The organism is Rhodoferax sp. GW821-FHT07F03 (genome assembly GCF_059418745.1).
This window is the reverse complement of the sequence record NZ_JBWKQM010000004.1, coordinates 334,085-355,286: the sequence shown is the minus strand read 5'-3', so window position 1 is coordinate 355,286 and position 21,202 is coordinate 334,085. Positions and strand designations below refer to the sequence as shown.

The following is a 21,202-nucleotide window of genomic DNA, read 5'->3' as shown; positions in this document are numbered from 1 at the left end:
GCGGTGGCCGCGAAGATGCGCGGAGGCGTGCGAAGTAGAGGCTGCCGTGCTTACAGGCGCACGCCGGTCTTCTCGTCGAACCAGCTGACCTGGGCGGCCGACACGTGCAGGCCGACTTTCTCACCCGGCTGGAAGCGCGCCTGTGGCGAGGTGCGCACGGTGACGTTGCCGGCCTCGGTCTTCACCACCACATAGGTGTCGGCGCCGGTGGGCTCCACCACACTGACTTCACCGCGCCAGGCGGCGTTGTCCACCAGCTCGATGTGCTCGGGGCGCAGGCCCAGCAACGCGTCCTTGCCCACCGCCGGGCAAGCCAGGGGCAGGCTGCCGCCCTTGAAGGAAAATTGGCCGCCAGCGCTTGCATTGCCTGCGCTGCCAGCTATCAAATTCATAGTTGGCGAACCGATGAAGCCGGCCACATAGGTATTGGCTGGGCGGCTGTAGATGTCGTCCGGGGTGCCCAGTTGCTGCAATACGCCGTCCTTCATCACCGCGATGCGGCTGCCCAGGGTCATGGCCTCGATCTGGTCGTGGGTCACGTAGACACTGGTGATGCCGGACACCTGGTGCAGGCGCTTGATTTCGGCACGCATTTCGACGCGCAGCTTGGCGTCCAGGTTGGACAGCGGTTCGTCGAACAGGAACAGCTGCGGCTGGCGTGCCAGGGCGCGGCCCATGGCCACACGCTGGCGCTGGCCACCAGACAGCTGCGCGGGGCGGCGGTCCAGCAGGTGGGTGATCTGCAGCATGGCGGCCACTTCGTTGATGCGCTTTTCACGCTCGGCCTTGGGCACCTTGCGCATTTCCAGCGCGAAGCCGATGTTCTCGGCCACGCTCATGGTGGGGTACAGCGCATAGCTCTGGAACACCATGGCGATGTCGCGCTGGGCCGGCGGCACGCCGACCACGTTGCGGTCGCCAATGCGGATGGCGCCTTCGGTCGGCTCTTCGAGGCCGGCGATGATGTTCAGCAGGGTGGACTTGCCGCAGCCGGACGGGCCGACCAGGATCAGGAATTCACCCGGCGCGACGTCGATGTCGATGCGCTTGAGCACCTCGACCATCTTGTCGCCGTTGCCGAAAGTTTTACGTATGCCTTGGATGTGGAGTGCGGATGCCATAACTTTTATCCTTTCACAGCACCGGCTGTGAGTCCTTTAACGAAGAATTTGCCTGCCAACACGTAGATCAGAATGGTGGGCAGGCCCGCGATCACGGCAGCCGCCATGTCCACGTTGTAGTTTTTCACGCTGCTGGTGGTGTTGACCATATTGTTCAGGCCCACGGTGATGGGCTTGCTGTCGGCACCGCTGAAGGCCACGCCAAACAGAAAGTCGTTCCAGATATTCGTGAACTGCCAGATCAGCGTGACCATCACGATGGGCGTGGACAGCGGCACGATGATGCGGAAGAAAATGCGCCAGAAACCGGCACCGTCAATCCGCGCGGCGTTCACCAGCTCTTTCGGGATGGACGCGTAGTAGTTGCGGAAGAACAGCGTGGTACCGGCCAGACCGGCCAGGCAGTGCACCAGGATCAGACCGTAGACCGAGCTGGAAATACCCAGCCAACCCAGGATCTGGCTCATGGGCAGCAGCACCACCTGGAAGGGCATGAACACGCCAAACAGCATGAAGCCGAACAGCAGCTCGCTGCCCTTGAACTTCCACAGGCTCAGCACATAGCCGTTGATGGCGCCCCACAGCGTGGAGATGATCACCGCCGGGAACACGATCAGCACCGAGTTCCAGAAGAAGGGCTGCAGGCCACGGCAGTCGGTGCCGGTACAGGCGGTGGACCAAGCCAGTTGCCAGGCCTCGAAGTTCAGCGCGTGCGGCAGGCTCAGCAGGTTGCCACTGCGGATTTCTTCAGCGTCCTTGAACGAGGTGGCCAGCATCACATACATGGGTGCCAGGAAGAAGAAAGCCGCCAGCAGCAGCACGCCATAAATCAATACACGGGGAATCAGTACTTGGAGAGGGTTCTTAGCGATCATGGGGCTTGCTCCGCAGTTCACTGTACAAATAAGGCACCACGATCGCGGCTACGGTGGCCAGCATCATGGTCGCGCTGGCAGCGCCCAGGCCGATCTGGCCGCGGGTAAAGCTCATCACGTACATAAAGGTGGCAGGCACGTCGGTGGCATAGCCGGGGCCGCCGCCGGTCAAGGCCATCACCAGGTCGAAGCTCTTGATCGACAGGTGCGACAAGACCATGATGGTGGAGAACACCACCGGGCGCAGGATCGGCAAAATAATGCGCCAGTAGATGCGCGGCAGGCTGGCGCCGTCGATCTGCGCGGCCTTGATGATGCTGTCGTCGATGCCGCGCAGGCCGGCCAGGAACAAGGCCATCGCAAAGCCGGCGGACTGCCAGATGCCGGCAATCACCACGCAGTAAATGGCGGTGTCGCTCTGCACCAGCCAGTCGAAGCTGAAGCTGCTCCAGCCGATGTCATGCATCAGTTTTTCCAGGCCGAGGCTGGGGTTCAGCATCCACTTCCAGGCGGTACCGGTGACGATGAAGGACAGCGCCATGGGGTACAGGTAGATGGTGCGCAGCAGGCCTTCGGCTCGGACCTTCTGGTCCAGCACGATGGCCAGCGCCATGCCGATCAGCATCGCGCCGCCCACGTACAACACGCTGAAGATGCCCAGGTTCTTCAGCGCCAGCCACCAGCGGTCCATCTCCCACAATTTGGCGTATTGGGCCAGGCCGACGAACTCGTCGTAGTTGGGCAGCATGCGCGATGCGGTCAGGGACAAAACCCCGTTCCAGATCATCAGCCCGTAGATGAAGGCAAAGCCCAGCACGAAGCCGGGCGCAATCACCAGCTTGGGCAAGGCCTGCTCAAAATTCGGTTTCATGGGAGTGGCTCTCAAAAAATAAGGCCCCATTCCGCCGTAGCGGGATGGGGGATAAGGCTGCCAACCGACGCATCGGTTGTTCGCCCTGCCCCGCGTGCCACATCACAAGCGATGTGCGCGGGGCGGGCGCTACGGCACAAAGGTGCGCGCAGCCTGGGGGGTGCCAGTTACTTGGTTTGCGCGGCGGAAGCGATGTTCTTCACAGCAGCGTCGATGCTGATCTTGTCATCGTTCCAGAACTGGCTGACCGCGTCCTTGATGGCGCCTTCAGCTGCAGGGCTCACAGCCATGCCGTGGGCAATCGAAGGCACCAGGCTGCCGGTCTTGGCGGTGTCCACGAAGTCCTTGGCGGACAGCTTGGCGCAGTCGTCAAACTTGTCCATCTTCATGTTCAGACGAACCGGGATGGAACCCTTGTTCAGGTTGAAGATTTCCTGGAACTCGGTGCCCATGATGGCGGCAGCCAGGTCGCCCTGGGCCTTTTGCGCATCCTTGTCCTTCAGCTTGAACATGGCAAACGAGTCCACGTTGTAGGTGTAGGAGGTAGCGGTGCCAGGAGCAGCTGCGCACAGGAAGTCTTTGCCTGGCACCTTGCCAGCAGCCAGGAACTCGCCCTTGGCCCAGTCACCCATGAACTGGAAGCCGGCCTTGCCTTGCATCACCAGGGCGGTGGTCAGGTTCCAGTCGCGGCCTGCGGAGGCAGCGTCGGTGTAGCCCTTGATCTTGCGGAAGGTTTCCAGGGACTTCTTCATGGTGTCGCTGGTCAACGCCTTGTTGTCCAGCTTGACCAGTGCGTCGCTGTAGAACTTGGCACCGCCCACACCCAGCACCACGGTTTCAAAGGTGGTGAAGTCTTGCCAGTTTTGGCCACCGTGGGCCACGGCGATGAAGCCTGCAGCCTTGATCTTGTCGGCGGCAGCAAAGAATTCAGCGTAGGTCTTGGGCATGCCGGTGACGCCGGCCTTCTTCAGCACTTCGGGGTTGGCCCACACCCAGTTCACGCGGTGCACGTTGACCGGAGCTGCAACGTAGTTGCCCTTGTATTTCATGCCATCGGCCACGGCCTTGGGCAGCAGGCTGTCCCATTGTTCGGCCTTGGCGGTGGCGTCCAGGTTGGCCAGCACGCCTTCGGCAGCCCATTCCTGGATCGCTGGGCCCTTGATCTGGGCTGCGGCAGGGGGGTTGCCCGAGACCACGCGGCTCTTCAGCACGGTGGCGGCATTGTCGCCACCGCCGCCAGCCACGGCGAAGTCCTTCCACACATGGCCCTTGGCCTGCATGATCTTCTTCAGCTCAGCCACCGACTTGGCTTCGCCACCGGAGGTCCAGTAGTGCAGTACTTCGACCTCGCCGGCCTGAATAGCACCTGCGGACACCACTGCAACCATGGCGAGCGCCAATTTGGAAAGCTTCAACATCTATGTCTCCTGGATTTGCCGCCCCCGACTTTAGGCGGATTGGTACGGCAAAGGGTTGGCTCAACCGGGCACCGCGCCCCGCTGATTCATTAATTTTTCATTAATTAATGAAAAATGAACACTAGGGATTTCCCTGGGACTGCGTAAAGACTTCTCCTCAAAAATCAAAATTGATAGCACCCTGTGCAGACACAATATGCGCCACCGGTCATTTTCGTTCAGTAAAAAAACAGCGGAATAGCCCGGCGTTTATGATCGCCGCCATGCTTGCAAAGATCATGGGGTTTGTTTTACTGGGCCTGGTGCGGGTGCTGACAGGCGCCCAAGCCCGCTGGTACGGCTGCCCGCCCAAGGCCGAGCAGCGCATTTATTTTGCCAACCACCAAAGCCATGCCGACCTGGTGCTGATCTGGGCCGCCCTGCCCTCCGAGTTGCGCAGCATCACCCGCCCCATCGCCGCCAAGGACTATTGGACCGCCTCACGCTTCAAGCTGTGGCTGACCACGGCCGTATTCAATGCCGTTTACGTAGACCGCAGCCGCACCAAGGACGCCAGCGGCATGGAGCAAGATCCGCTGGAGCCCTTGGTCGAGGCACTGGAGAGCGGCGACTCCATCATCCTATTCCCCGAAGGCACACGCGGCCATGCCCCCGAGCCTCAGGCCTTCAAGGCCGGGCTGTACAAGCTGGCGCAGAAATTCCCGCAGGTGGTGCTGGTGCCGACCTGGATACACAACGTGCAGCGTGTCATGCCCAAGGGCGAGGTGATTCCGGTGCCGGTGCTGTGCTCGGTCACCTTCGGCACGCCGATGCAGCTGGCGCCCGATGAAGACCGCCACGCCTTTCTGGAACGGGCGCGCGCCAACGTGATCGCGCTGAGAGAAATATGAACCAGTTCCTGCGCAGCCTCAGCGGTACGCAACAGGTGGGGGCGATGTTCGTCCTGGTGTTTGGCGTGCTCTTGCTGGCCAGCGGCGCGCTGCTGCTGTTGTCGCTGCGCGAGCGCGACGACAACGCGTTTGGTGCGGCCTTCGGAGCCGAGCTGGACAATCTGCGCCGGGTGCTGAAGAACACCTGGTTCATGGCCGGTGTGTTCTGGCTGTGCTGGGCCGTGGGCGGCTGGGTGGCGATTACGCTGTTCGCACTGGTGGCCTTCTTCGCGCTGCGCGAATTCATCACCCTATCGCCCACCCACCGGGGCGACCACCGCAGTCTGATCCTGGCGTTTTTTGTGGTGCTGCCGGTGCAGTTCTGGTTGGTGGGCGGCAAGCACTTCGACCTGTTCACGGTGTTCGTGCCGGTCTACGTCTTTCTGGCCCTGCCCATCGTGGGAGCCCTGGCCGACGACCCGCACCGTTTTCTGGAGCGCAATGCCAAGATGCAGTGGGGCATCATGGTCTGCGTCTACGGCACCAGCCACGTGCCGGCGCTGGTGCGGCTGGACTTCCCGGGCTACCAGGACAAGGGTGCCTTCATGGTGTTCTTTCTGGTGCTGGTGGTGCAAACCTGCATGCTGGTACAGCACCTGGCCACCCGCAAGCTCAAGCGCGCGCCACGCGCGCCCCACATCAGCCAAAGTTTCAACTGGACCAGCTGGGGCATAGGCGTGGCCGCAGGCGGCCTGCTGGGTGGGCTGCTGGCCGGCATCACCCCGTTCAAACCCGGCCAGGCCCTGGCCATGGCGCTGATTGCCTGCGTGGCCGGCTCGCTGGGCCACCTGGTGATGAAGGCGTTGAAGCGCGACCGCGGTATCACCAACTGGGGCAGCGAGGGCCAGTCCATCACCGGCGCCAGCGGCCTGCTGGACCGGGTGGATGCCCTATGCTTTGCCGCCCCCATCTTCTTCCACTCGGTCCGATGGTATTTCCGGGTGTAGCTGCCTTGGTTCGCCAGGATGCGCCATGGGTGGCGACAGACTTTCACTCAAGGCAATAGTTCAAATTTCAGGTCGGCCAGCGGCGTCACTTTTTCTTCACGCACCAGCTTGAACTCGGTGTTCGGGCCGATCCACTTGGCCCAGATCTGGTCGATCTCGCCGGCCTTGTCCATGGCCAGCAGCGCAGCATTGACCTTGGCCAGCAGCACGGGTTCGTCCTTCTTCATGCCGACGCCGATAGGCTGGAACACCATCGGGTCCTTGATCATCTTCAGCTCGACGCCGGTGGTCTTGGACTGATTGACCAGCTTGGTGATGGTCATGGTGTTGGCGACAACGCCCACCGACTTGTTCTGCTGCACGGCCATGTAGGCGGAGCCAGTGTCCTGGAAGGTGACGGGGTCGGAGCCGTTCATCTTGATCGACAGCTCCGAGGTCGAACCCTTGGTGGAGCTCAGCCGCTTGCCCTTGAAGTCAGCCTTGGTGGTACCCGGGTCGGACGCCTTCACCGCCAGCATTTCCTTGGCGATGTAGTAGGGGTCGCTGAACTGGATCTGCTCACCGCGGCTCTTGGTGTAGGCCAGGTTGGCCACGGTCAGGTCGACCCGGCCCATCTTGACCTCGGGCACGCGGGCCTCAACCGACAAGGGCGTGATCTTGGCCGTGAGACCCAACTGCTTGGCGATGGCATTGCACATATCGACATCGAAGCCCACCATCTCGCGGGTCTTGGGATCGGGGGCAGCAAAAGGAGGCACATCGGCGAAGGTGCCGCACTTGAGCTCCTTGCGCTGGACCATGTCCTGCCACTGGTCGGCCTGGGCGGCAAAGCTGAGAGCAAGCAGAGCGGCGACCGCCGTCATGCGGGGGAGACGATAGGTATGGAACATGGTGAACTCCTGGAATAGAAAAACGTGGAGGAAACTCGAAAACCGAGGTGGCTAGTGCGCCCGCAGGTCGGACAGAAAACGCTTGGCACGCGGGTGCTGCGGGCTGCTGAAAAACTCCTTCGGCGTTGCCGTCTCCAGAATGCGGCCGGCATCCATGAACCAGATCTGATCGGCCACTTCGCGGGCGAAGTTCATCTCGTGGGTCACGCACATCATGGTCATGCCGTCGTTGGCCAGGCTGCGCATCACCGACAGCACCTCACCCACCATTTCCGGGTCGAGCGCGCTGGTGGGCTCGTCAAACAGCATCGCCGGCGGCTCCATGGCCAAGGCCCGGGCAATGGCCACGCGCTGCTGCTGGCCGCCGGATAGTTGCGCAGGATAGGCGTCGGCCTTGCTCGACAGGCCCACGCGGTCCAGCAGTTGCTGCGCCTTGGCCTTGGCGTCGCTGCGGCCCACGCCACGCACCCGCATCGGCGACATCATGATGTTCTCCAGCACCGACAGATGCGGGAACAGATTGAAGCTCTGGAAGACGAAGCCGATCCGGCTCCGCAGGCGGTTCAACGCCTGGCTGCTCATCGGCGCGTGGATGTCGCTGCCATCAAAAAGCAGCTGACCCGACTTGATTTCTTCCAGCCGGTTGACTGTGCGGATCAGCGTGGACTTGCCCGACCCCGAGGGGCCGCACACCACCACCACCTCACCCTTCTTGACCTCGGCATTGATGTCGATCAGGGCATGGTAGCTGCCGTACCATTTGTTGATTTCGTTGAAACAGATCATGGTGGTCTCTTTGGACGGAAAGTTCAGGATTCAACCGTTGCGCCCGCGGGCTGCAACGCGGCAGGTGCGGTGCCCAGCAGGCCCCGGCGCTTGCGCGCCACGCGCCGCTCCAACCAGTGCGCCAACTGGGTGAGGCTGTAGCAGACCACGTAGTAAGTCACCGCCAGGATGAAGAACACGTGGAAGGGCTTGGTCAGCAGCTGGTTGTTGATCTGGTTGGCCGCGAATGTCAGCTCCTGCACGTTGATCACATAACCCAGCGTGGTCTCTTTGATCGCCGACACGAACTGGCTCAGCAGGCTGGGCAGCATGTTGTAGAGCGCCTGCGGCAGGATGACGCTCCACATCGCGCCGAGGTAGCTATTGCCCAGGGCCCGGGCAGCTTCCAACTGGCCGCGCGGCAGCGCCTGGATGCCGGCGCGCACCACTTCCGACAGATAGGCGCCTTCGTAGATCACCAGCGTGCACAGCATGGTGGTGAAGCCGGAGACGTTGCGACCGATCAGCAGCGGCACCAGGAAATACACCCACAGGATGACCATCAATAGCGGCACGCCGCGCACCACATAGATCAGGCCGGTGGAGGGCCAGCGCAGCACGCGCCAGGGCGAGAGCCGGGCCAGCGCCAGCAGCACGCTCAGCGGGAAGGCCAGCACAATGCCCAGTACCGACAGCACCAGCGTGCAGACGATGCCGCCCATGGGGCCGTTCGGGTACTGGCCAACCAGCAGCAGCAGCCAGTTGTCGCGCAAGATGTTGAACAGATCGATCATGCTTACCTCGCCCCGGCAATGCTGTAGCGCTTGGACAACCAGGCTCCGGCGGCCATGATCAGCAGCGAGAAGCCCAGGTAGACCACCGTGGCGACAAGGTAGGCCTCAAAGGTGCGAAAGCTCTGGCTTTCAATTTCCTTCACTGCGTGGGTCAACTCGGCCACACCGATGGCCATGGCCAGGCTGCTGTTCTTGAACAAAGAGACGCTGTGATTCACCAGGGCCGGGACTGCATTGCGCACCGCTTGCGGCAGGATCACGTAGCGCATCGCGCTGAGATAGCTGTGCCCCAGGGCGCGAGCGGCCTCGGTCTGCCCGTCGGGTATGGAACGAAGCCCGGAGCGCAGGTCTTCGCTGAAGTAAGCAGCCTGGCACAGGCCGAGCGCGACGATGGCGAACAAAGCCTCGCCGTTGTGTTCCGACAGCCAGCTCTGCAGTTCGTCGGGCAAGAGGCTGGAGATGCCGAAGTACCACAGCATCAGCTGCACCAGCGTGGGCACGTTGCGGTGGTAGGACACATAGGCCTCCACGGCACGCTCCGTGACGCGAACGGGCATCAGGCGCACGACCAGCAGCACCACCGCCAAGGCCATCGCCAGAAGCCAGGAGCCCGCGGCGATTTGCAGAGTCATCCGCACGCCTTTGAGGAGCATGGCACTGAACTCAGCGTTCAGCAATATGGCCATCAGATCGAAGTTTTTCATGCGTGGCTTCTACCAGGCTGGTGGTGCAGCTGCGGCCTCAGGCTTGCGGGCGTTCGGGGCGCGTCGTCGACAGCCCGCCGGGCACCTGCAGCGTGGGGGTGATTTCCATGTGGCCGACGTTGACGGCAATCGGTGCAGCAATGGCGAAGGCGATGGCGTTGGCGATGTCTTCGGCCTGCGGTAGCTCGAAGCCTTCAACAAAGCGTTCGTGGATCTCAGCGCTGTCGCCGTGCACATGGGCAAAGATGTCGGTGGCAACGCGGCCGGGGCAGATTTCGGTAACACGCACGCGTTTGCCAAAAGCATCGATGCGCAACTGGCGCGACAACATGCTGACCGCGGCCTTGGTTGCGTGGTAGGTGCTGTTACCGCCGAAGTTGTAGGCCCCGGCAATGGAGCTGATGTTGATGATGTGGCCGCGGTCGCGCGCCACCATGCCAGGCAGGGTCAGCCGGCAGATGTGCAGCACAGCACGCAGGTTCACATCGATGAGCAAGTCGATGCCTTCCGCGTCGGCCTTCAGGATCGAGCCTGGCCGGTCCACGCCGGCATTGTTGACAACCACGTCGAATTCGATTTCCTGGGCCAGGCGCGTCACGCTGGCCAGGTCGCTGACGTCAATGGCGTGTGGAATGCAGCCGGTGCGCGCGGCGAGTTCGGCCAGCTTGCCGGCGCTGCGCGCCAGCGCGTGGACCTGCAGGCCTTCGGCGCAAAGGCGTTCGACGGTAGCCGCGCCGATGCCCGAGGAGGCTCCGGTCACGAGGGCAGTTTTGTAGTCAGAAAAAGGCATGTCGGGTTTCTTTCTTGTGGGGGGCCGAGGCCTGGATACCTGCGTCGTGCAGGCGGCGTGACCACGAATGGACTGACTTTATCGACGCGGTGTCGATCGCGCCAAGACGGATTGACTGTGAGGCGATAAGCTGCCCTTATGTTGCTCCGCTACAGTGCACGGCCAGGCAGAAAAACGCCACATTGGTGCCCTATGGGGTGGAGTGCGGGTCTTCATAGCGACTGCCGCGAGATCGGCACAATGCGCCCGCCAGTGACTTCGATCTTGGCCCGCACGGCCTCGGCCAGGGCCACCGAGCCAGGGGTGTCGCCATGCAGCAGGATGGAGCTGGCCCGCATGGGGATCTTGCGTCCGCTGTAGCTGGTGACCGTACCTTCTTCCAGCAGTTGCGTCACCCGTTCAAGCACTTTTCCGCTGTTGTGGATCACCGAATCGGGCAGCTTGCGTGGCACCAGCAGGCCGTTGTCGTCGCAGGCGCGGTCTGCCAGGAAGCTGCTGGCCACGCGCAGCCCGTGGTGGTCGCCCGCGCGTTCGATGGCCACGCTGGCCGACGAGCTGATGATCAGTCCCGCATCGAAGCGGGCCACGGCTTCGACCAGCACCATCGCCAGCGCCGGATCGGCTGCAGCCATGTTGCCGAGCGCGCCATGGAAACTCATGTGTGTCATGCGCCGGCCGCAGGCCTGGGTGATGCCGGCCAGTGCACCCAGTTGGTAGATCACATGGCTGGCCAGCTCGGTCGGGTCGATCTGCATCTGCCGGCGCCCAAAACCCATGAGATCGGGGAAGCCGACATGCGCGCCGATGTCGATATCGATGCCGCGGGTGGCCGCCAGGCGCACCGTGCGCTCCATGATGACCGGGTCGCCCGCGTGAAAGCCGCAGGCGATATTGGCCGAGGAGATGATCTTCAGCAAAGCTTCGTCGTCGCCCATGCGCCAGGGGCCGAAGCCTTCACCGAGATCCGCGTTCAAGTCGATGTCCATTGCAAACTCCTCCTTAAATTGCGTCGGCCACAGGCTCGGTGTCGATGTCCAAAAGCGTCGTGCCATAACCGACCGTGCTGCCCGGTGGCACCTGCCATTCGCCCGGCCAGCCGTCGCAGGGGGCATGCACCGGCAGCAGCAGCGGCCCGACCTGCAGTAGGCCGAGCAGGCTGCCGGCCTGGACAGCGCTGCCGGGCAACCACAGTGGCGTGGCGCGGCCGGGAATGCGGTCCAGCAGCACGCCGACGGATGTGGCGTGGACCGGCGTGTGGGCCGTCCTGTGAGCAGGTATTGGCTCAGGTGGCATCGGCTGCACGATGGCCGCGTTGGCGCTGCCGTCCCGGTGGATCTCGATCTGCACGTCCGGGCCACGCAGCTCCAGGAAGTCGATGTCGGTTTCGGCCAGCCATGCGGCCAGTTGGCTTATGTCTTTGGTCTGCATCGTTAGGGCCTGTTCACACTATGGATGCAAGTGCGAACGTGGTTAAAAAAGCGCCAATCAAGGCGCGGGACAACGGCCAGGCTGGCCGCCTGGCCTAGGACTGCAACGCGGAGTGGCGGTTTTTTAACCACGTTCCCTCCGGGTTGCAGCCCAAAAGACCAGCCGCAGCGTTGCAAAGCCTTGCCGGGGTTTACCCCGGCTGCGTTTTGCGCCTTGCCTCTGGCCCTTTGAACAGCAACGCATCTTGTATCCATAATGTGAGCAGGCCCTAGTTCCTTTGCAGCGCCCAGCGCTGCAGATCGATCATCCGGCCGACCTCGTCCAGCCAGGCCTGCACTTCGTCGAGGGCGACCACGGCCGCCTCGTAGTCGACCTCGACGAAACGCATGCGGCTGCCAATCGCGGCCTGACCGAGCCGCCAGAGGTCGGCCTCGATCACGGTACCGAACTTGGGGTAACCGCCCGAAGGTTGGGCGTCGCGCATCTGCACGATGGGCTGGCCGCCCGAAGGCACCTGAATCACGCCGGGCACGATGCCGTGCGAGCGGATCTCCATCGCCTCGATCGGCACCAACGGCGTGCCCTGCATGCGGTAGCCGTAGCGGTCGCTTTGCGCGGTGATCTTCCATGCACCGGCCCAGAAGGCGGCGCGCGAATCTTCCTTGAAGCAGGCGTATTCCGCCGCGGGCAGCACCCGCACGGCGGGCAGGCCATCGCGCATCAGCGGCAGGGCGATGGCCGGGGGCATGACGCCGAAGTCCACCGCAGGCTCACCCCCCGGTCTGGCCGCACGCAGCACGTCGCCTTGCCGCACGGAGCGGCCATTCAAGCCACCGAAGGCGCCGCGCAGCTGGGTGCTGCGCGAGGCCAGGACTTCGGGCACGTCGATGCCACCAGCCAGCGCGAGATAGGCCCGGCTGCCCGAGCCCACCAGCGGCAGGCCCAGCGTCAGCACCTGGCCTTGGCGCGCCTGGTGGCCCCACCAGGGTGCGAGCGAGCGTTGGTCCAGCCGGGCCTGGCAATCGGCGCCGGTGAGCGCAAAGGCGCAATCCTCGGTGAAGCGAACCTGGAACGGATAGACGGGGATTTCCAGCGCGGCAGCACCTGCAGGATTGCCCAGCAGCAGATTGCCAACGGCCAGTGCCAGCTGGTCCATCGCGCCTGCGGCGCCAACGCCGAAGCGCAGACTGCCCAGGCGGCCCGCGTCCTGCACGGTGGCGAGTGCGGTGGAGGAAAGTATTTCAATCATCTAGGGCCTGTTAACACGATGGATGCAAGTGCGGACGTAGTTAAAAAAGCGCCAATCAAGGCGCGGGACGACGGCCAGGCTGGCCGCCTGGCCTAGGAGCGCAACGCGGAGTGGCGGTTTTTTAACCACGTTCCCGGCGGGTTGCAGCCCAAAGGACCAGCCGCAGCGTTGCAAAGCCTGGCCGGGGTTCACCCCGGCTGCGTTTTGCGCCTCGCCTCTGGCCCTTTGAACAGCAACGCATCTTGTATCCATCGTGTTAACAGGCCCTAACGATGTCCTGAACACGGAAGCGAACGCTGTCGCCCGGCTGCAGCACGGCCGGCGGGTCCTGCTCCGGGTGGAAGAAGTCCATGGTGGTGCTGCCGATGGTGTTCCAGCCGCTCGGGCCGGCCGAGGCCGACACGCCGGTCTGCACCCCGCCGATCGACACCGAGCCGCCGGGCAGGTTCACGATGGGCACGGCGCGGCGCGGCGTGGCGATGCGCTCGTCCATACCACCCAGGTAGCAGTAGCCGGGATGGCTGCCCAGCGCATACACCGGATAGAGCGGCGCGCAGTGCAGCGCCACCACTTCGTCGATGCTGAACCCGGTGTGCGCCACCACGTCGGCCAGGTGCGGGCCGCCGGCGCCGCCATACACCACGGGCAGCTCGATGATGCGCCCCTGCAGCGGCAAGGGCTCGGTTTCTTCCCAGGCTTGCAGCACGCTGGCTTCGAGCGCCCGCAGCGCGGCCAGCGTGCGCGGCGGCCGGGCGAAGGTCAGCATCAGGTTGTTCATGCCGGGCACGGCTTCGCGCACTTCGGGTAAGGCCTGCAGCCTGGCCGCCATGGCCCAGATGCGCTGCTGCGGCGCCAGGGCCAGCGGACCCGGTGCCTCGAACAGCAGTGCCGTGGTGCCGAGCAGGGTCAGGTTCGGAGAGTGGGGCTTGGTCTTGGCGTGGTTCATGTACGCTCTTTTTCGGTTGCACGCTCGGTGGCACGCCGCTGCAGCCAGCGTTCGAGGTGGTGGATGTCGACGCCGCCCTGCTGGAAGCCGGGGTCTTCGATGATTTCGCGGTGCAGCGGCAAATTGGTGGCTATGCCCTCGACATGCATCTCGGCCAGCGCCAGGCGCATACGGGCCAGGGCGTCGGCGCGCGAGCTGCCGTGCACGATCAGCTTGGCGATCATCGAGTCGTAATAGGGCGGCACGCGGTAGCCCGCGCCCACGTGGGAATCCACCCGCACGCCAAAGCCGCCCGGGGGCTGCCAGGCGGTGATGCGGCCCGGTGCCGGGGCGAAGGTTTCGGGGTTCTCGGCATTAATGCGGCATTCCAGCGCGTGGCCGAAACAGCCGACCTGGTCTTGCGTCAGTGCCAGTTGTTCGCCGCGCGCCATGCGGATCTGCTGCTGCACGATGTCGATGCCGGTGGTCATCTCGGTGACCGTGTGCTCGACCTGCAGCCGGGTGTTCATCTCGATGAAGAAGAACTCGCCGTCTTCGAACAGGAATTCGAAAGTGCCCACGCCCACGTAGCCGATCTGCCGGCAGGCTTCAGCGCAGCGCGCCCCCACCTTGGCCAGCAGGATGCGGTCAATGCCTGGTGCCGGGGCTTCTTCCAGCACCTTCTGGTGGCGCCGCTGCAGCGAGCAATCGCGGCTGCCGAGCCACAGCGCATGGCCATGGCGGTCACACAGCACCTGGATCTCCACATGGCGCGGATGGCCCAGGAATTTCTCGATGTAGACCTCGGGGTTGCCGAAGGCCCGGCGCGCTTCCTCGCGGGTCAGCGCCATGGCGTCCAGCAGATCGGCCTCGGCCTGCACGATGCGCATGCCGCGCCCGCCGCCGCCGCCAGCGGCCTTGACCATCACCGGGTAGCCGATCTCGCGCGCGATGGCCAGGATGGCCGCGTTGTCGTCGGGCAGCGAACCGTCGGGCCCGGGCACACAGGGCACGCCGGCCGCCCGCATCGCGCGCTTGGCGGCCACCTTGTCGCCCATGGTGCGGATGCATTCCGACGGTGGCCCGATGAAGCTCAGGCCGGCCGCTTCCACACGCGCGGCGAAACCGGCGTTCTCCGACAAGAAGCCGTAGCCCGGATGGACGGCCTGCGCGCCGCTGAGCTTGGCGGCATACAGTAGCGCGGCCTGGTTCAGGTAGCTCTGCGCGGGTGAGGCTGGGCCGATGCACAGGGCCTGGTCGGCCTGGGTGACGTAGACCGCATCGCGGTCAGCCTCGGAATAGACTGCCACAGTGCGCAGCCCCAGGCTGCGGCAAGCGCGCTGGATGCGCAAGGCGATCTCCCCCCGGTTGGCGATCAAAACGGTGTCGAACATGCTCAACCCAGACTCAACAACAGCTGGCCAGCTTCGACCTCGGCACCCGACTCGACCAGCAGGGCCAGCACCGTGGCATCGACGTCAGTGCGGATTTCGTTGAAAACCTTCATGGCTTCGACAACGCACACCACCTGGCCGGCTTGGATGGCCTGCCCCGGCGCGACGAAGGGCGGCGCATCGGGCGATGGACGCCAGTGCACGACGCCATACAAAGGCGTGGTGATAGCACTCGGCGCTGTCGTGGCTGCAGCGGCTGGCTGTGGACTCTGGCGCCGGGCACGTACTGGTGCAGGTGTTGACACGGGCGTTGCCGCCTGCGGGTCTGGCGTCTGCTGCGGCGCGGGGGCGCCGGACGCCGTTTTCCTGCGCACCAGACGCAGCTGCATACCGTCGCGGGTCAGTGCCATCTCGCTGAGGTCCGACGCGGCCATCGCATCGATCAGTGCCTTGATTTCCTGTAGGTTCATCTCGGATTTCCTGCCCTCGCGGGCGGCGTTCACGCGCTGTGCATCAGCGTGTTCGAATGCCGTTAAGTTACCCAGAGATGGGCCGCGACGCCAAGACCGTTTGGCTTTGCCGGGATAAGGACGTCTTATGACGCTTGGCGCGCCTGCTTGGCGCGCTCAGGACGCGGATGCCAGGGCCATGGCTTTCTCGGACGAGAAGCCTGGGTCCGTATCGACATGGAGATCACTCACCAGCTCGAGCAGGATCTCGCGCACCGCCTGCGCCGGCTCTGACAGGGGTAGGTGGTCCGACTGGCACAAGGCCAGCGGCGCCTCGATGACCGGCTCGACGATGCGGCTCTGCCAGGCCATGCCCGAGGCCACGAAGCCACGCGCCATCGAGGCCGGCAGGATGGTCGAGCCGAGTCCGTCGGCGATGGCCGCAGTCAGGGTGATGGCCGACTCCACCTCGGCCACTACGCGCGGCGTCATGCCGGCGCGCATGAAGGCCTCGTTCACCAGCTTGCGCACGATGTTGTAGGGCCGCGGCATCAGCAGTTGCACCTCGCGCAGGTCTTCGAGGCGGATGTTCTCGCCGGGCTGGGGCTCGGTGGCCGGGCCAACCAGGTACAGCGCTTCCTTCACCAGGGGCAGGAACTTCAGGCCGTGGATGGCCTTGTCGCCGTAGAGCACGGCCAGGTCCATGCGGCCGTTCATGATGAGTTCGCTCAGCGTCGTACCGTAGCTCTCGTTCAGGTAGAGCAGGATGCCCGGGTGGCGCGCGCGCACCCGGCGCAGCAGCGGCAAGGCCAGCGTGGCGGCGGCGGTGCCGGGCGCCATGCCCACCGACACCTGGCCCGAAAGCCCCTGGCCGGCGGCGGCCATATCGCTCATCGCCTGGTCGCATTGGCGCAGGATGATCTGGGCGTGGCGGTATAGCGCCTTGCCGGCCTCGGTGGGGGTGACGCCGCGTTGGGTCCGCACCAGCAGTTGCTGGCCAACTTCAGCCTCAAGGGTGGCGAGTTGCTGGCTCAGCGCCGGCTGGGCGATGAACAAGACCTGGGCGGCCTGTGTGAGGCTGCCGATGTCCACGATCTTGACGAAATATTTGAGTCGACGCAGGTTCATTCAGAGGAGAGCAAGCAAAAGGCGAGCCTAGCATCGCCCCACCCGTGGCGGCCAGAGTGCTAACCCGGTGGGCTCTGGCAGGAAAACTCTGGGCAACGCCGGTCATAAGCTCTACCTATATCGCCAGAGCGAACTTGTCTTGGCTTTCCAAAACGACTGCGCGTAACGTTCAGGCCTGTCCATCCAGCCATCGCCATGGCTACGCCGATCTCACAGCCCAAAGGAAAAGCCGTGTCCCGTTCCCCCTCCGACTCCCGCATTGCCGCGCGAGTGCGCCGTATCAAACCATCGCCCAGCAGTGCAGCAGCAGACCGCGCCAACGAGCTGCGCCGCCAGGGCCGCGACATCGTCAACCTGGTGGTCGGTGAGCCCGACTTCGACACGCCGGCGCACATCCGCCAGGCGGCCTGCGCGGCCATCGAGCGCGGCGAGACGCGCTACACCATGTCGGCGGGTACGCCGGCCCTGCGCCAAGCCATCTGCGACAAGCTGCTGCGCGAAAACGGCCTGGGCTACAAGCCTGGCAACGTGGTCGTGACCTGCGGTGCCAAGCACGCGATCTTCAACGCCTTATCGGCCACGCTGGAGCCCGGCGACGAGGTCGTCATTCCCGCGCCGTACTGGGTGTCCTATCCGGACATGGTCCTGGCCTGCGACGGCACGCCGGTGGTGGTGGCCTGCGATGAGGCCGATGGCTTCCGCCTGACCGCCGCCGCGCTCGAGGCCGCCATCACGCCCAGTACGCGCTGGCTACTGCTCAATTCACCCACCAACCCGACGGGCGCAGCCTATAGCGCGGCGGACTTGCGTGCCCTGGCCGATGTGCTGTTGCGCCATCCCCAAGTGCTGCTCATGACCGACGACATCTATGAACACATCCGTTTCGACGGCGAGGCCCTCCCGCACATCGTGGCCATAGAGCCGCTACTGCACGAGCGCAGCGTGGTCATCAACGGCGTGTCGAAGACCTATGCCATGACCGGCTGGCGCATCGGCTACGCGGCCGGCCCGGTCGACCTGATCGGTGCGATGGAAACGCTGCAGTCCCAGTCCACCAGCAATGCCTGCACCATCAGCCAGGCCGCGGCGCTGGCGGCGCTGCAGGGTGACCACGGTTTCCTCAAAGATTTCGTCAAGACCTACCGCCAGCGCCGGGACCGCGCGCTGGCGCTGATCAACGCCATCCCGGGCCTGGGCTGCCGCACGCCGGGCGGCGCCTTCTACCTGTTCGTCAATTGCAGCGGTCTCATCGGCCGCACCACGCCGAGCGGCAAACAGATCGACAGCGATGTGGACGTGGCCCTGTACCTGCTCGACGCAGAAGGCGTGGCAATGATCCCGGGCTCGTCCTATGGCGTAGCACCGTATTTCCGCATGTCGATCGCCACCAGCATCGAAGTCATCGAAGAAGGTTGCGCCCGCATCGGGCGTGCCGTGGCCGCCTTGCATTGAATCTTTCCTGTTGAAACCCGCTCCGAAAGCCCACCCATGGAATACAAAGCCCTGCGCAAGAATGCGTCTGCCGACCAGGCCGATACCAAAATCCTCGAAACCCTGCGCGCACTCCCGCTGGCTGCGCTCAGCGACAGCATGCACCGCAATATCGGCACCTCGGGTCTGAGCCCCTACCACCGTCCCGGCAAGGAAACCATGGCCGGCACGGCGGTCACGGCGCGTTCGCGCGGCGGCGACAACCTGACCTACCTGCGCGCCCTGGAGTTCTGCCGCCCCGGCGACGTGCTGGTGGTTGACGCCGGCGGAGACCTGAACAACGCCGTCGTCGGCGGCATCTTGTCCTTCTATGCAGCCAGGATCGGGCTGTCGGGCGTGGTCATCGACGGCGCGATCCGCGATGTGGCCGAGATCCGCGAACGCGACTTCCCGGTGTACGCGCGTGGCGTGACCCACCGTGGCCCGTACAAAGACGGCCCTGGCGAGATCAACGTGCCGATCAGTGTAGGCGGCATGGTGGTCAACCCCGGCGACATCCTGGTCGGCGACCAGGATGGCTTGCTGGCAATCCCTCCCCAAGGCGCCGAACAGATCATCGAGAAGGCCCGTGCGGTGCTGGTGGCCGAAGAGAAAACCATGGCCGCCATGCGTGAAGGCCGCTGGGATCGCAGCTTCATCGATGCACTCGAAGCACGCTGCAACAACTGACCCCCAAACACCATGCGACCTTCCGTCCTGGCCACCCGTGCCACCTTCCCAGACATCGCCGACCGCCTGCGCCAGTATTTCGATGTCACCGACAACCCTTCCGACACTATCTGGAGCCCGACTGAACTCATCGAACGCCTGCAGGGAAAATCCGGCGTGATGAGCACCGGCAGCGAACGCATCGACGCAGCCCTGCTCGAGGCTTGTCCCGAGCTCAAGGCGGTGTGCAACGTCGGCGTCGGCTACAACAACATCGACGTGGAGGCCTGCACCGCACGCGGCGTGGTCGTCACCAACACGCCCGACGTGCTGACCGAGACCACCGCCGACTATGGCTTCGGGCTGATGATGGCCACGGCCCGCCGCATCGCCGAATCCGACCGTTTCGTGCGTACCGGCGCATGGACCAAGACCGGCATCCACGACCACTTCGTCGGCGGCGACATCCAGGGCGCGACGCTCGGCATCCTGGGCATGGGCCGCATCGGCCGCGGCATCGCACGCCGCGGCGCACTCGGCTTCGGCATGCGGGTGATCTACCACAACCGCTCGAAACTCGACGCCGCACAGGAGGCCGAAGCCGGCGCACAGTATGTCGACAAGCAGACGCTACTCAAGGAGGCCGACCACCTGGTGCTGGTGCTGCCTTATTCGCCAGCCGCCCACCACACCATCGGCGCAGCCGAAATTGCACTGATGAAGCCCACGGCCACACTCACCAATATCGCGCGCGGCGGTATCGTCGACGACGCGGCACTGGCGGCGGCACTGCGCACGGGTACCATCGCGGCCGCCGGCCTGGACGTTTTCGAAGGCGAACCCCAGGTGCACGCCGACTTGCTGGCCGCACCCAACACGGTGCTCACAGCCCATATCGGGAGCGCCTCGGTACGCACCCGGCGCGCCATGGCCGCATTGGCCATCGACAACCTGATCGCATCGCTCGGCTACGGCCCTCAGGCCGGTGCGCCGCTGACGCCGGTGAATGCGGTAAGGCCGCATGTGCGGAGCTGACGTGGCCGCACATTTGGCGAACGGACCGACCTGCCGGTTGCTGGTGATGGGGGTTGCCGGCTGCGGCAAGTCCACACTGGCCGCCCAATTGGCGCAAGGGCTCGGTGGCCAGCTGATCGAAGGCGACGACTACCACCCGGCTACGAACGTGGACAAGATGCGGCGCGGCATCGCGCTCGACGACGCCGACCGCCTACCTTGGCTCGACCTGCTCGGGACGCGTCTGGCGGCCTCGAGCGGCCCCGCCGTGCTCACCTGCTCCGCGCTCAAACGCAGCTACCGAGAACGGCTGCGCGCCGCGGTGCCGGGCTTACGCATCGTCTTCATGGAGCTCGACATGGAAGAAGCGACGCGGCGACTCGGCGCACGCCAGGGCCATTTTTTCCATCCTCAACTGGTTGCCAGCCAGTTTATGGCGCTGGAGCCGCCGGTCGGCGAACCCGGCGTCTTCCGGATTTCATCCATGCTACCTTTGCCGAAGCAGATGGAGGCGGTCTCGAACTGGCTGCTGTCGACCGCGCAAGCGGGCCTATCCATGGCTTCTTCACACTCCGACCGGGCTTATCCGTGAATACATTCATTCAAAAATTCGACCTGACCGGGCGCACCGCCCTCATCACCGGTTCCAGCGCGGGCATCGGATTCGCGCTGGCGCGCGGCCTGGCACAGGCGGGCGCCGCCGTTGTGCTCAATGCGCGCAGCACCGAGAAGCTGGAGGCCGCGGCCGCTACGCTGCGCGCTGAGGGCGCGACTGTCCATACAGCAGCCTTCGATGTGACCGACGGTGCGGCCGTAGCCAAGGCGGTGGCCCAGATCGAGCGTGATATCGCACCCATCGACATCTTGGTCAACAACGCCGGCATGCAGCGCCGCGGCCCGCTTGATCAGTTCGAGGAAGCGCAGTGGCACGAACTGATGAAGACCAATGTGGACAGCGTCTTCCTGGTCGGACAGGCGGTGGCCCGGTGCATGATTCCACGCGGGCGCGGCAAGATCGTCAACATCTGCTCGGTACAGAGCGAAATGGGCCGCCCCGGCATCGCGCCCTACACCGCCAGCAAAGGCGCGGTGAAGATGCTGACCAAGGGCATGGCCATCGACTGGGGGCAGCACGGCATCCAGGTCAACGGCCTCGGCCCGGGCTACTTCAAGACCGAACTCACCGATGCGTTGGTGAAGAACGCCGAGTTCACCCAGTGGCTGGTCAACCGCACACCTTCGCGCCGCTGGGGCGATGTGGAAGACCTCTGCGGCGCGGCAGTGTTCCTCAGCAGCGCGGCCTCCGACTTTGTCAATGGCCACATCCTGTACGTGGATGGCGGCGTGACCGCAACGCTCTGAAGGAAACTCC

At 64.4% G+C, this 21,202-nt stretch carries 23 protein-coding genes; 7 read left to right on the top strand and 16 right to left on the bottom strand.

Annotated elements, in window-relative coordinates:
- Nucleotides 1–50: 50 nt before the first annotated feature.
- The 4 genes from AC07R0_RS08085 to AC07R0_RS08070 form a co-directional block, all read right to left on the bottom strand.
- Complete coding sequence (locus tag AC07R0_RS08085) at nucleotides 51–1,121, bottom strand: ABC transporter ATP-binding protein (RefSeq protein ID WP_495104428.1); 1,071 nt, start codon at nucleotides 1,119–1,121, stop codon at nucleotides 51–53.
- Between the two features lie 5 nt (nucleotides 1,122–1,126).
- Entirely contained in the window at nucleotides 1,127–1,996 is an 870-nt protein-coding gene (locus AC07R0_RS08080; RefSeq protein WP_495104427.1) for a carbohydrate ABC transporter permease, read from the bottom strand.
- Nucleotides 1,986–2,867, bottom strand: a complete 882-nt coding sequence (locus AC07R0_RS08075) for a carbohydrate ABC transporter permease (RefSeq protein WP_495104426.1) — start codon at nucleotides 2,865–2,867, stop codon at nucleotides 1,986–1,988. The genes AC07R0_RS08080 and AC07R0_RS08075 overlap by 11 nt, the downstream gene beginning before the upstream one ends.
- Nucleotides 2,868–3,034: 167 nt before the next feature.
- Complete coding sequence (locus AC07R0_RS08070) at nucleotides 3,035–4,285, bottom strand: ABC transporter substrate-binding protein (protein WP_495104425.1); 1,251 nt, start codon at nucleotides 4,283–4,285, stop codon at nucleotides 3,035–3,037.
- A 263-nt stretch (nucleotides 4,286–4,548) separates the two neighbouring features.
- Between AC07R0_RS08070 and AC07R0_RS08065 the strand changes: the two genes are divergently transcribed.
- Nucleotides 4,549–5,175 carry a lysophospholipid acyltransferase family protein gene (locus tag AC07R0_RS08065; RefSeq protein WP_495104424.1) on the top strand — a complete coding sequence of 209 codons (627 nt, stop codon included), beginning with the start codon at nucleotides 4,549–4,551 and terminating at the stop codon, nucleotides 5,173–5,175.
- Nucleotides 5,172–6,161: a phosphatidate cytidylyltransferase gene (locus tag AC07R0_RS08060; RefSeq protein WP_495098983.1), complete on the top strand. Its 990-nt coding sequence runs from the start codon at nucleotides 5,172–5,174 to the stop codon at nucleotides 6,159–6,161. Before AC07R0_RS08065 ends, AC07R0_RS08060 begins: the two co-directional genes overlap by 4 nt.
- 47 nt (nucleotides 6,162–6,208) lie before the next feature.
- Here the strand turns inward: AC07R0_RS08060 and AC07R0_RS08055 are convergent, their stop codons facing one another.
- From AC07R0_RS08055 to nac, 12 genes are all read right to left on the bottom strand, one after another.
- Nucleotides 6,209–7,051, bottom strand: a complete 843-nt coding sequence (locus AC07R0_RS08055) for an ABC transporter substrate-binding protein (protein WP_495104423.1) — start codon at nucleotides 7,049–7,051, stop codon at nucleotides 6,209–6,211.
- A gap of 51 nt (nucleotides 7,052–7,102) precedes the next feature.
- Nucleotides 7,103–7,837, bottom strand: coding sequence for an amino acid ABC transporter ATP-binding protein (locus AC07R0_RS08050; protein WP_495104422.1), 735 nt, complete (start codon nucleotides 7,835–7,837; stop codon nucleotides 7,103–7,105).
- 23 nt (nucleotides 7,838–7,860) lie between these two features.
- Nucleotides 7,861–8,610 (bottom strand): amino acid ABC transporter permease, encoded by a 750-nt coding sequence (locus AC07R0_RS08045; RefSeq protein ID WP_495104421.1) that lies wholly within the window; start codon nucleotides 8,608–8,610, stop codon nucleotides 7,861–7,863.
- Nucleotides 8,611–8,612: 2 nt separating this feature from the next.
- Nucleotides 8,613–9,314, bottom strand: coding sequence for an amino acid ABC transporter permease (locus AC07R0_RS08040; protein WP_495074061.1), 702 nt, complete (start codon nucleotides 9,312–9,314; stop codon nucleotides 8,613–8,615).
- A 37-nt stretch (nucleotides 9,315–9,351) separates the two neighbouring features.
- Nucleotides 9,352–10,104, bottom strand: coding sequence for an SDR family oxidoreductase (locus AC07R0_RS08035; protein ID WP_495104420.1), 753 nt, complete (start codon nucleotides 10,102–10,104; stop codon nucleotides 9,352–9,354).
- A gap of 212 nt (nucleotides 10,105–10,316) precedes the next feature.
- Nucleotides 10,317–11,090 carry a LamB/YcsF family protein gene (locus AC07R0_RS08030; protein ID WP_495104419.1) on the bottom strand — a complete coding sequence of 258 codons (774 nt, stop codon included), beginning with the start codon at nucleotides 11,088–11,090 and terminating at the stop codon, nucleotides 10,317–10,319.
- 13 nt (nucleotides 11,091–11,103) lie between these two features.
- Complete coding sequence (locus AC07R0_RS08025) at nucleotides 11,104–11,532, bottom strand: acetyl-CoA carboxylase (protein WP_495104418.1); 429 nt, start codon at nucleotides 11,530–11,532, stop codon at nucleotides 11,104–11,106.
- 268 nt (nucleotides 11,533–11,800) lie between these two features.
- Entirely contained in the window at nucleotides 11,801–12,781 is a 981-nt protein-coding gene (locus AC07R0_RS08020; RefSeq protein ID WP_495104417.1) for a 5-oxoprolinase subunit C family protein, read from the bottom strand.
- 256 nt (nucleotides 12,782–13,037) lie between these two features.
- Nucleotides 13,038–13,727, bottom strand: a complete 690-nt coding sequence (gene pxpB, locus AC07R0_RS08015; protein ID WP_495104416.1) for a 5-oxoprolinase subunit PxpB — start codon at nucleotides 13,725–13,727, stop codon at nucleotides 13,038–13,040.
- Entirely contained in the window at nucleotides 13,724–15,100 is a 1,377-nt protein-coding gene (gene accC / locus AC07R0_RS08010) for an acetyl-CoA carboxylase biotin carboxylase subunit (protein ID WP_495104415.1), read from the bottom strand. Before accC ends, pxpB begins: the two co-directional genes overlap by 4 nt.
- Before the next feature lie 2 nt (nucleotides 15,101–15,102).
- Nucleotides 15,103–15,570: an acetyl-CoA carboxylase biotin carboxyl carrier protein gene (gene accB / locus AC07R0_RS08005; RefSeq protein ID WP_495104414.1), complete on the bottom strand. Its 468-nt coding sequence runs from the start codon at nucleotides 15,568–15,570 to the stop codon at nucleotides 15,103–15,105.
- Nucleotides 15,571–15,726: 156 nt separating this feature from the next.
- Nucleotides 15,727–16,677, bottom strand: a complete 951-nt coding sequence (gene nac / locus AC07R0_RS08000; RefSeq protein ID WP_495104413.1) for a nitrogen assimilation transcriptional regulator NAC — start codon at nucleotides 16,675–16,677, stop codon at nucleotides 15,727–15,729.
- 231 nt (nucleotides 16,678–16,908) lie between these two features.
- On the opposite strand from nac, the gene AC07R0_RS07995 reads away from it, so the two are divergent.
- The 5 genes from AC07R0_RS07995 to AC07R0_RS07975 are packed head-to-tail and all read left to right on the top strand — an operon-like array spanning nucleotide 16,909 to nucleotide 21,192.
- On the top strand, nucleotides 16,909–18,129 hold the full coding sequence (locus tag AC07R0_RS07995; protein ID WP_495104412.1) for an aspartate transaminase: 1,221 nt from the start codon (nucleotides 16,909–16,911) through the stop codon (nucleotides 18,127–18,129).
- Nucleotides 18,130–18,165: 36 nt separating this feature from the next.
- Entirely contained in the window at nucleotides 18,166–18,837 is a 672-nt protein-coding gene (locus AC07R0_RS07990; RefSeq protein WP_495104411.1) for an RraA family protein, read from the top strand.
- 12 nt (nucleotides 18,838–18,849) lie between these two features.
- Nucleotides 18,850–19,851, top strand: a complete 1,002-nt coding sequence (locus AC07R0_RS07985; RefSeq protein ID WP_495104410.1) for a 2-hydroxyacid dehydrogenase — start codon at nucleotides 18,850–18,852, stop codon at nucleotides 19,849–19,851.
- A gap of 1 nt (nucleotide 19,852) precedes the next feature.
- A complete protein-coding gene (locus AC07R0_RS07980; RefSeq protein ID WP_495098968.1) occupies nucleotides 19,853–20,422 on the top strand; it encodes a gluconokinase in 570 nt (189 codons plus the stop codon).
- Nucleotides 20,419–21,192, top strand: coding sequence for a glucose 1-dehydrogenase (locus AC07R0_RS07975; RefSeq protein ID WP_116608811.1), 774 nt, complete (start codon nucleotides 20,419–20,421; stop codon nucleotides 21,190–21,192). Before AC07R0_RS07980 ends, AC07R0_RS07975 begins: the two co-directional genes overlap by 4 nt.
- Nucleotides 21,193–21,202 lie beyond the last annotated feature (10 nt).

Excerpts from the sequence above, each read along its gene's own strand:
- AC07R0_RS08085 (WP_495104428.1), bottom strand. The coding sequence starts at position 1,121 with ATGGCATCCGCACTCCACATCCAAGGCATACGTAAAACTTTCGGCAAC.
- AC07R0_RS08080 (WP_495104427.1), bottom strand. The coding sequence starts at position 1,996 with ATGATCGCTAAGAACCCTCTCCAAGTACTGATTCCCCGTGTATTGATT.
- AC07R0_RS08035 (WP_495104420.1), bottom strand. The coding sequence starts at position 10,104 with ATGCCTTTTTCTGACTACAAAACTGCCCTCGTGACCGGAGCCTCCTCG.
- AC07R0_RS08065 (WP_495104424.1), top strand. The coding sequence starts at position 4,549 with ATGCTTGCAAAGATCATGGGGTTTGTTTTACTGGGCCTGGTGCGGGTG.
- AC07R0_RS08060 (WP_495098983.1), top strand. The coding sequence starts at position 5,172 with ATGAACCAGTTCCTGCGCAGCCTCAGCGGTACGCAACAGGTGGGGGCG.
- accC (WP_495104415.1), bottom strand. The coding sequence starts at position 15,100 with ATGTTCGACACCGTTTTGATCGCCAACCGGGGGGAGATCGCCTTGCGC.
- AC07R0_RS08020 (WP_495104417.1), bottom strand. The coding sequence starts at position 12,781 with ATGATTGAAATACTTTCCTCCACCGCACTCGCCACCGTGCAGGACGCG.
- AC07R0_RS08075 (WP_495104426.1), bottom strand. The coding sequence starts at position 2,867 with ATGAAACCGAATTTTGAGCAGGCCTTGCCCAAGCTGGTGATTGCGCCC.
- AC07R0_RS07985 (WP_495104410.1), top strand. The coding sequence starts at position 18,850 with ATGCGACCTTCCGTCCTGGCCACCCGTGCCACCTTCCCAGACATCGCC.
- AC07R0_RS08070 (WP_495104425.1), bottom strand. The coding sequence starts at position 4,285 with ATGTTGAAGCTTTCCAAATTGGCGCTCGCCATGGTTGCAGTGGTGTCC.
- AC07R0_RS08040 (WP_495074061.1), bottom strand. The coding sequence starts at position 9,314 with ATGAAAAACTTCGATCTGATGGCCATATTGCTGAACGCTGAGTTCAGT.
- nac (WP_495104413.1), bottom strand. The coding sequence starts at position 16,677 with ATGAACCTGCGTCGACTCAAATATTTCGTCAAGATCGTGGACATCGGC.
- AC07R0_RS08045 (WP_495104421.1), bottom strand. The coding sequence starts at position 8,610 with ATGATCGATCTGTTCAACATCTTGCGCGACAACTGGCTGCTGCTGCTG.
- AC07R0_RS08050 (WP_495104422.1), bottom strand. The coding sequence starts at position 7,837 with ATGATCTGTTTCAACGAAATCAACAAATGGTACGGCAGCTACCATGCC.
- accB (WP_495104414.1), bottom strand. The coding sequence starts at position 15,570 with ATGAACCTACAGGAAATCAAGGCACTGATCGATGCGATGGCCGCGTCG.
- AC07R0_RS08025 (WP_495104418.1), bottom strand. The coding sequence starts at position 11,532 with ATGCAGACCAAAGACATAAGCCAACTGGCCGCATGGCTGGCCGAAACC.
- AC07R0_RS08055 (WP_495104423.1), bottom strand. The coding sequence starts at position 7,051 with ATGTTCCATACCTATCGTCTCCCCCGCATGACGGCGGTCGCCGCTCTG.
- AC07R0_RS08030 (WP_495104419.1), bottom strand. The coding sequence starts at position 11,090 with ATGGACATCGACTTGAACGCGGATCTCGGTGAAGGCTTCGGCCCCTGG.
- AC07R0_RS07990 (WP_495104411.1), top strand. The coding sequence starts at position 18,166 with ATGGAATACAAAGCCCTGCGCAAGAATGCGTCTGCCGACCAGGCCGAT.
- pxpB (WP_495104416.1), bottom strand. The coding sequence starts at position 13,727 with ATGAACCACGCCAAGACCAAGCCCCACTCTCCGAACCTGACCCTGCTC.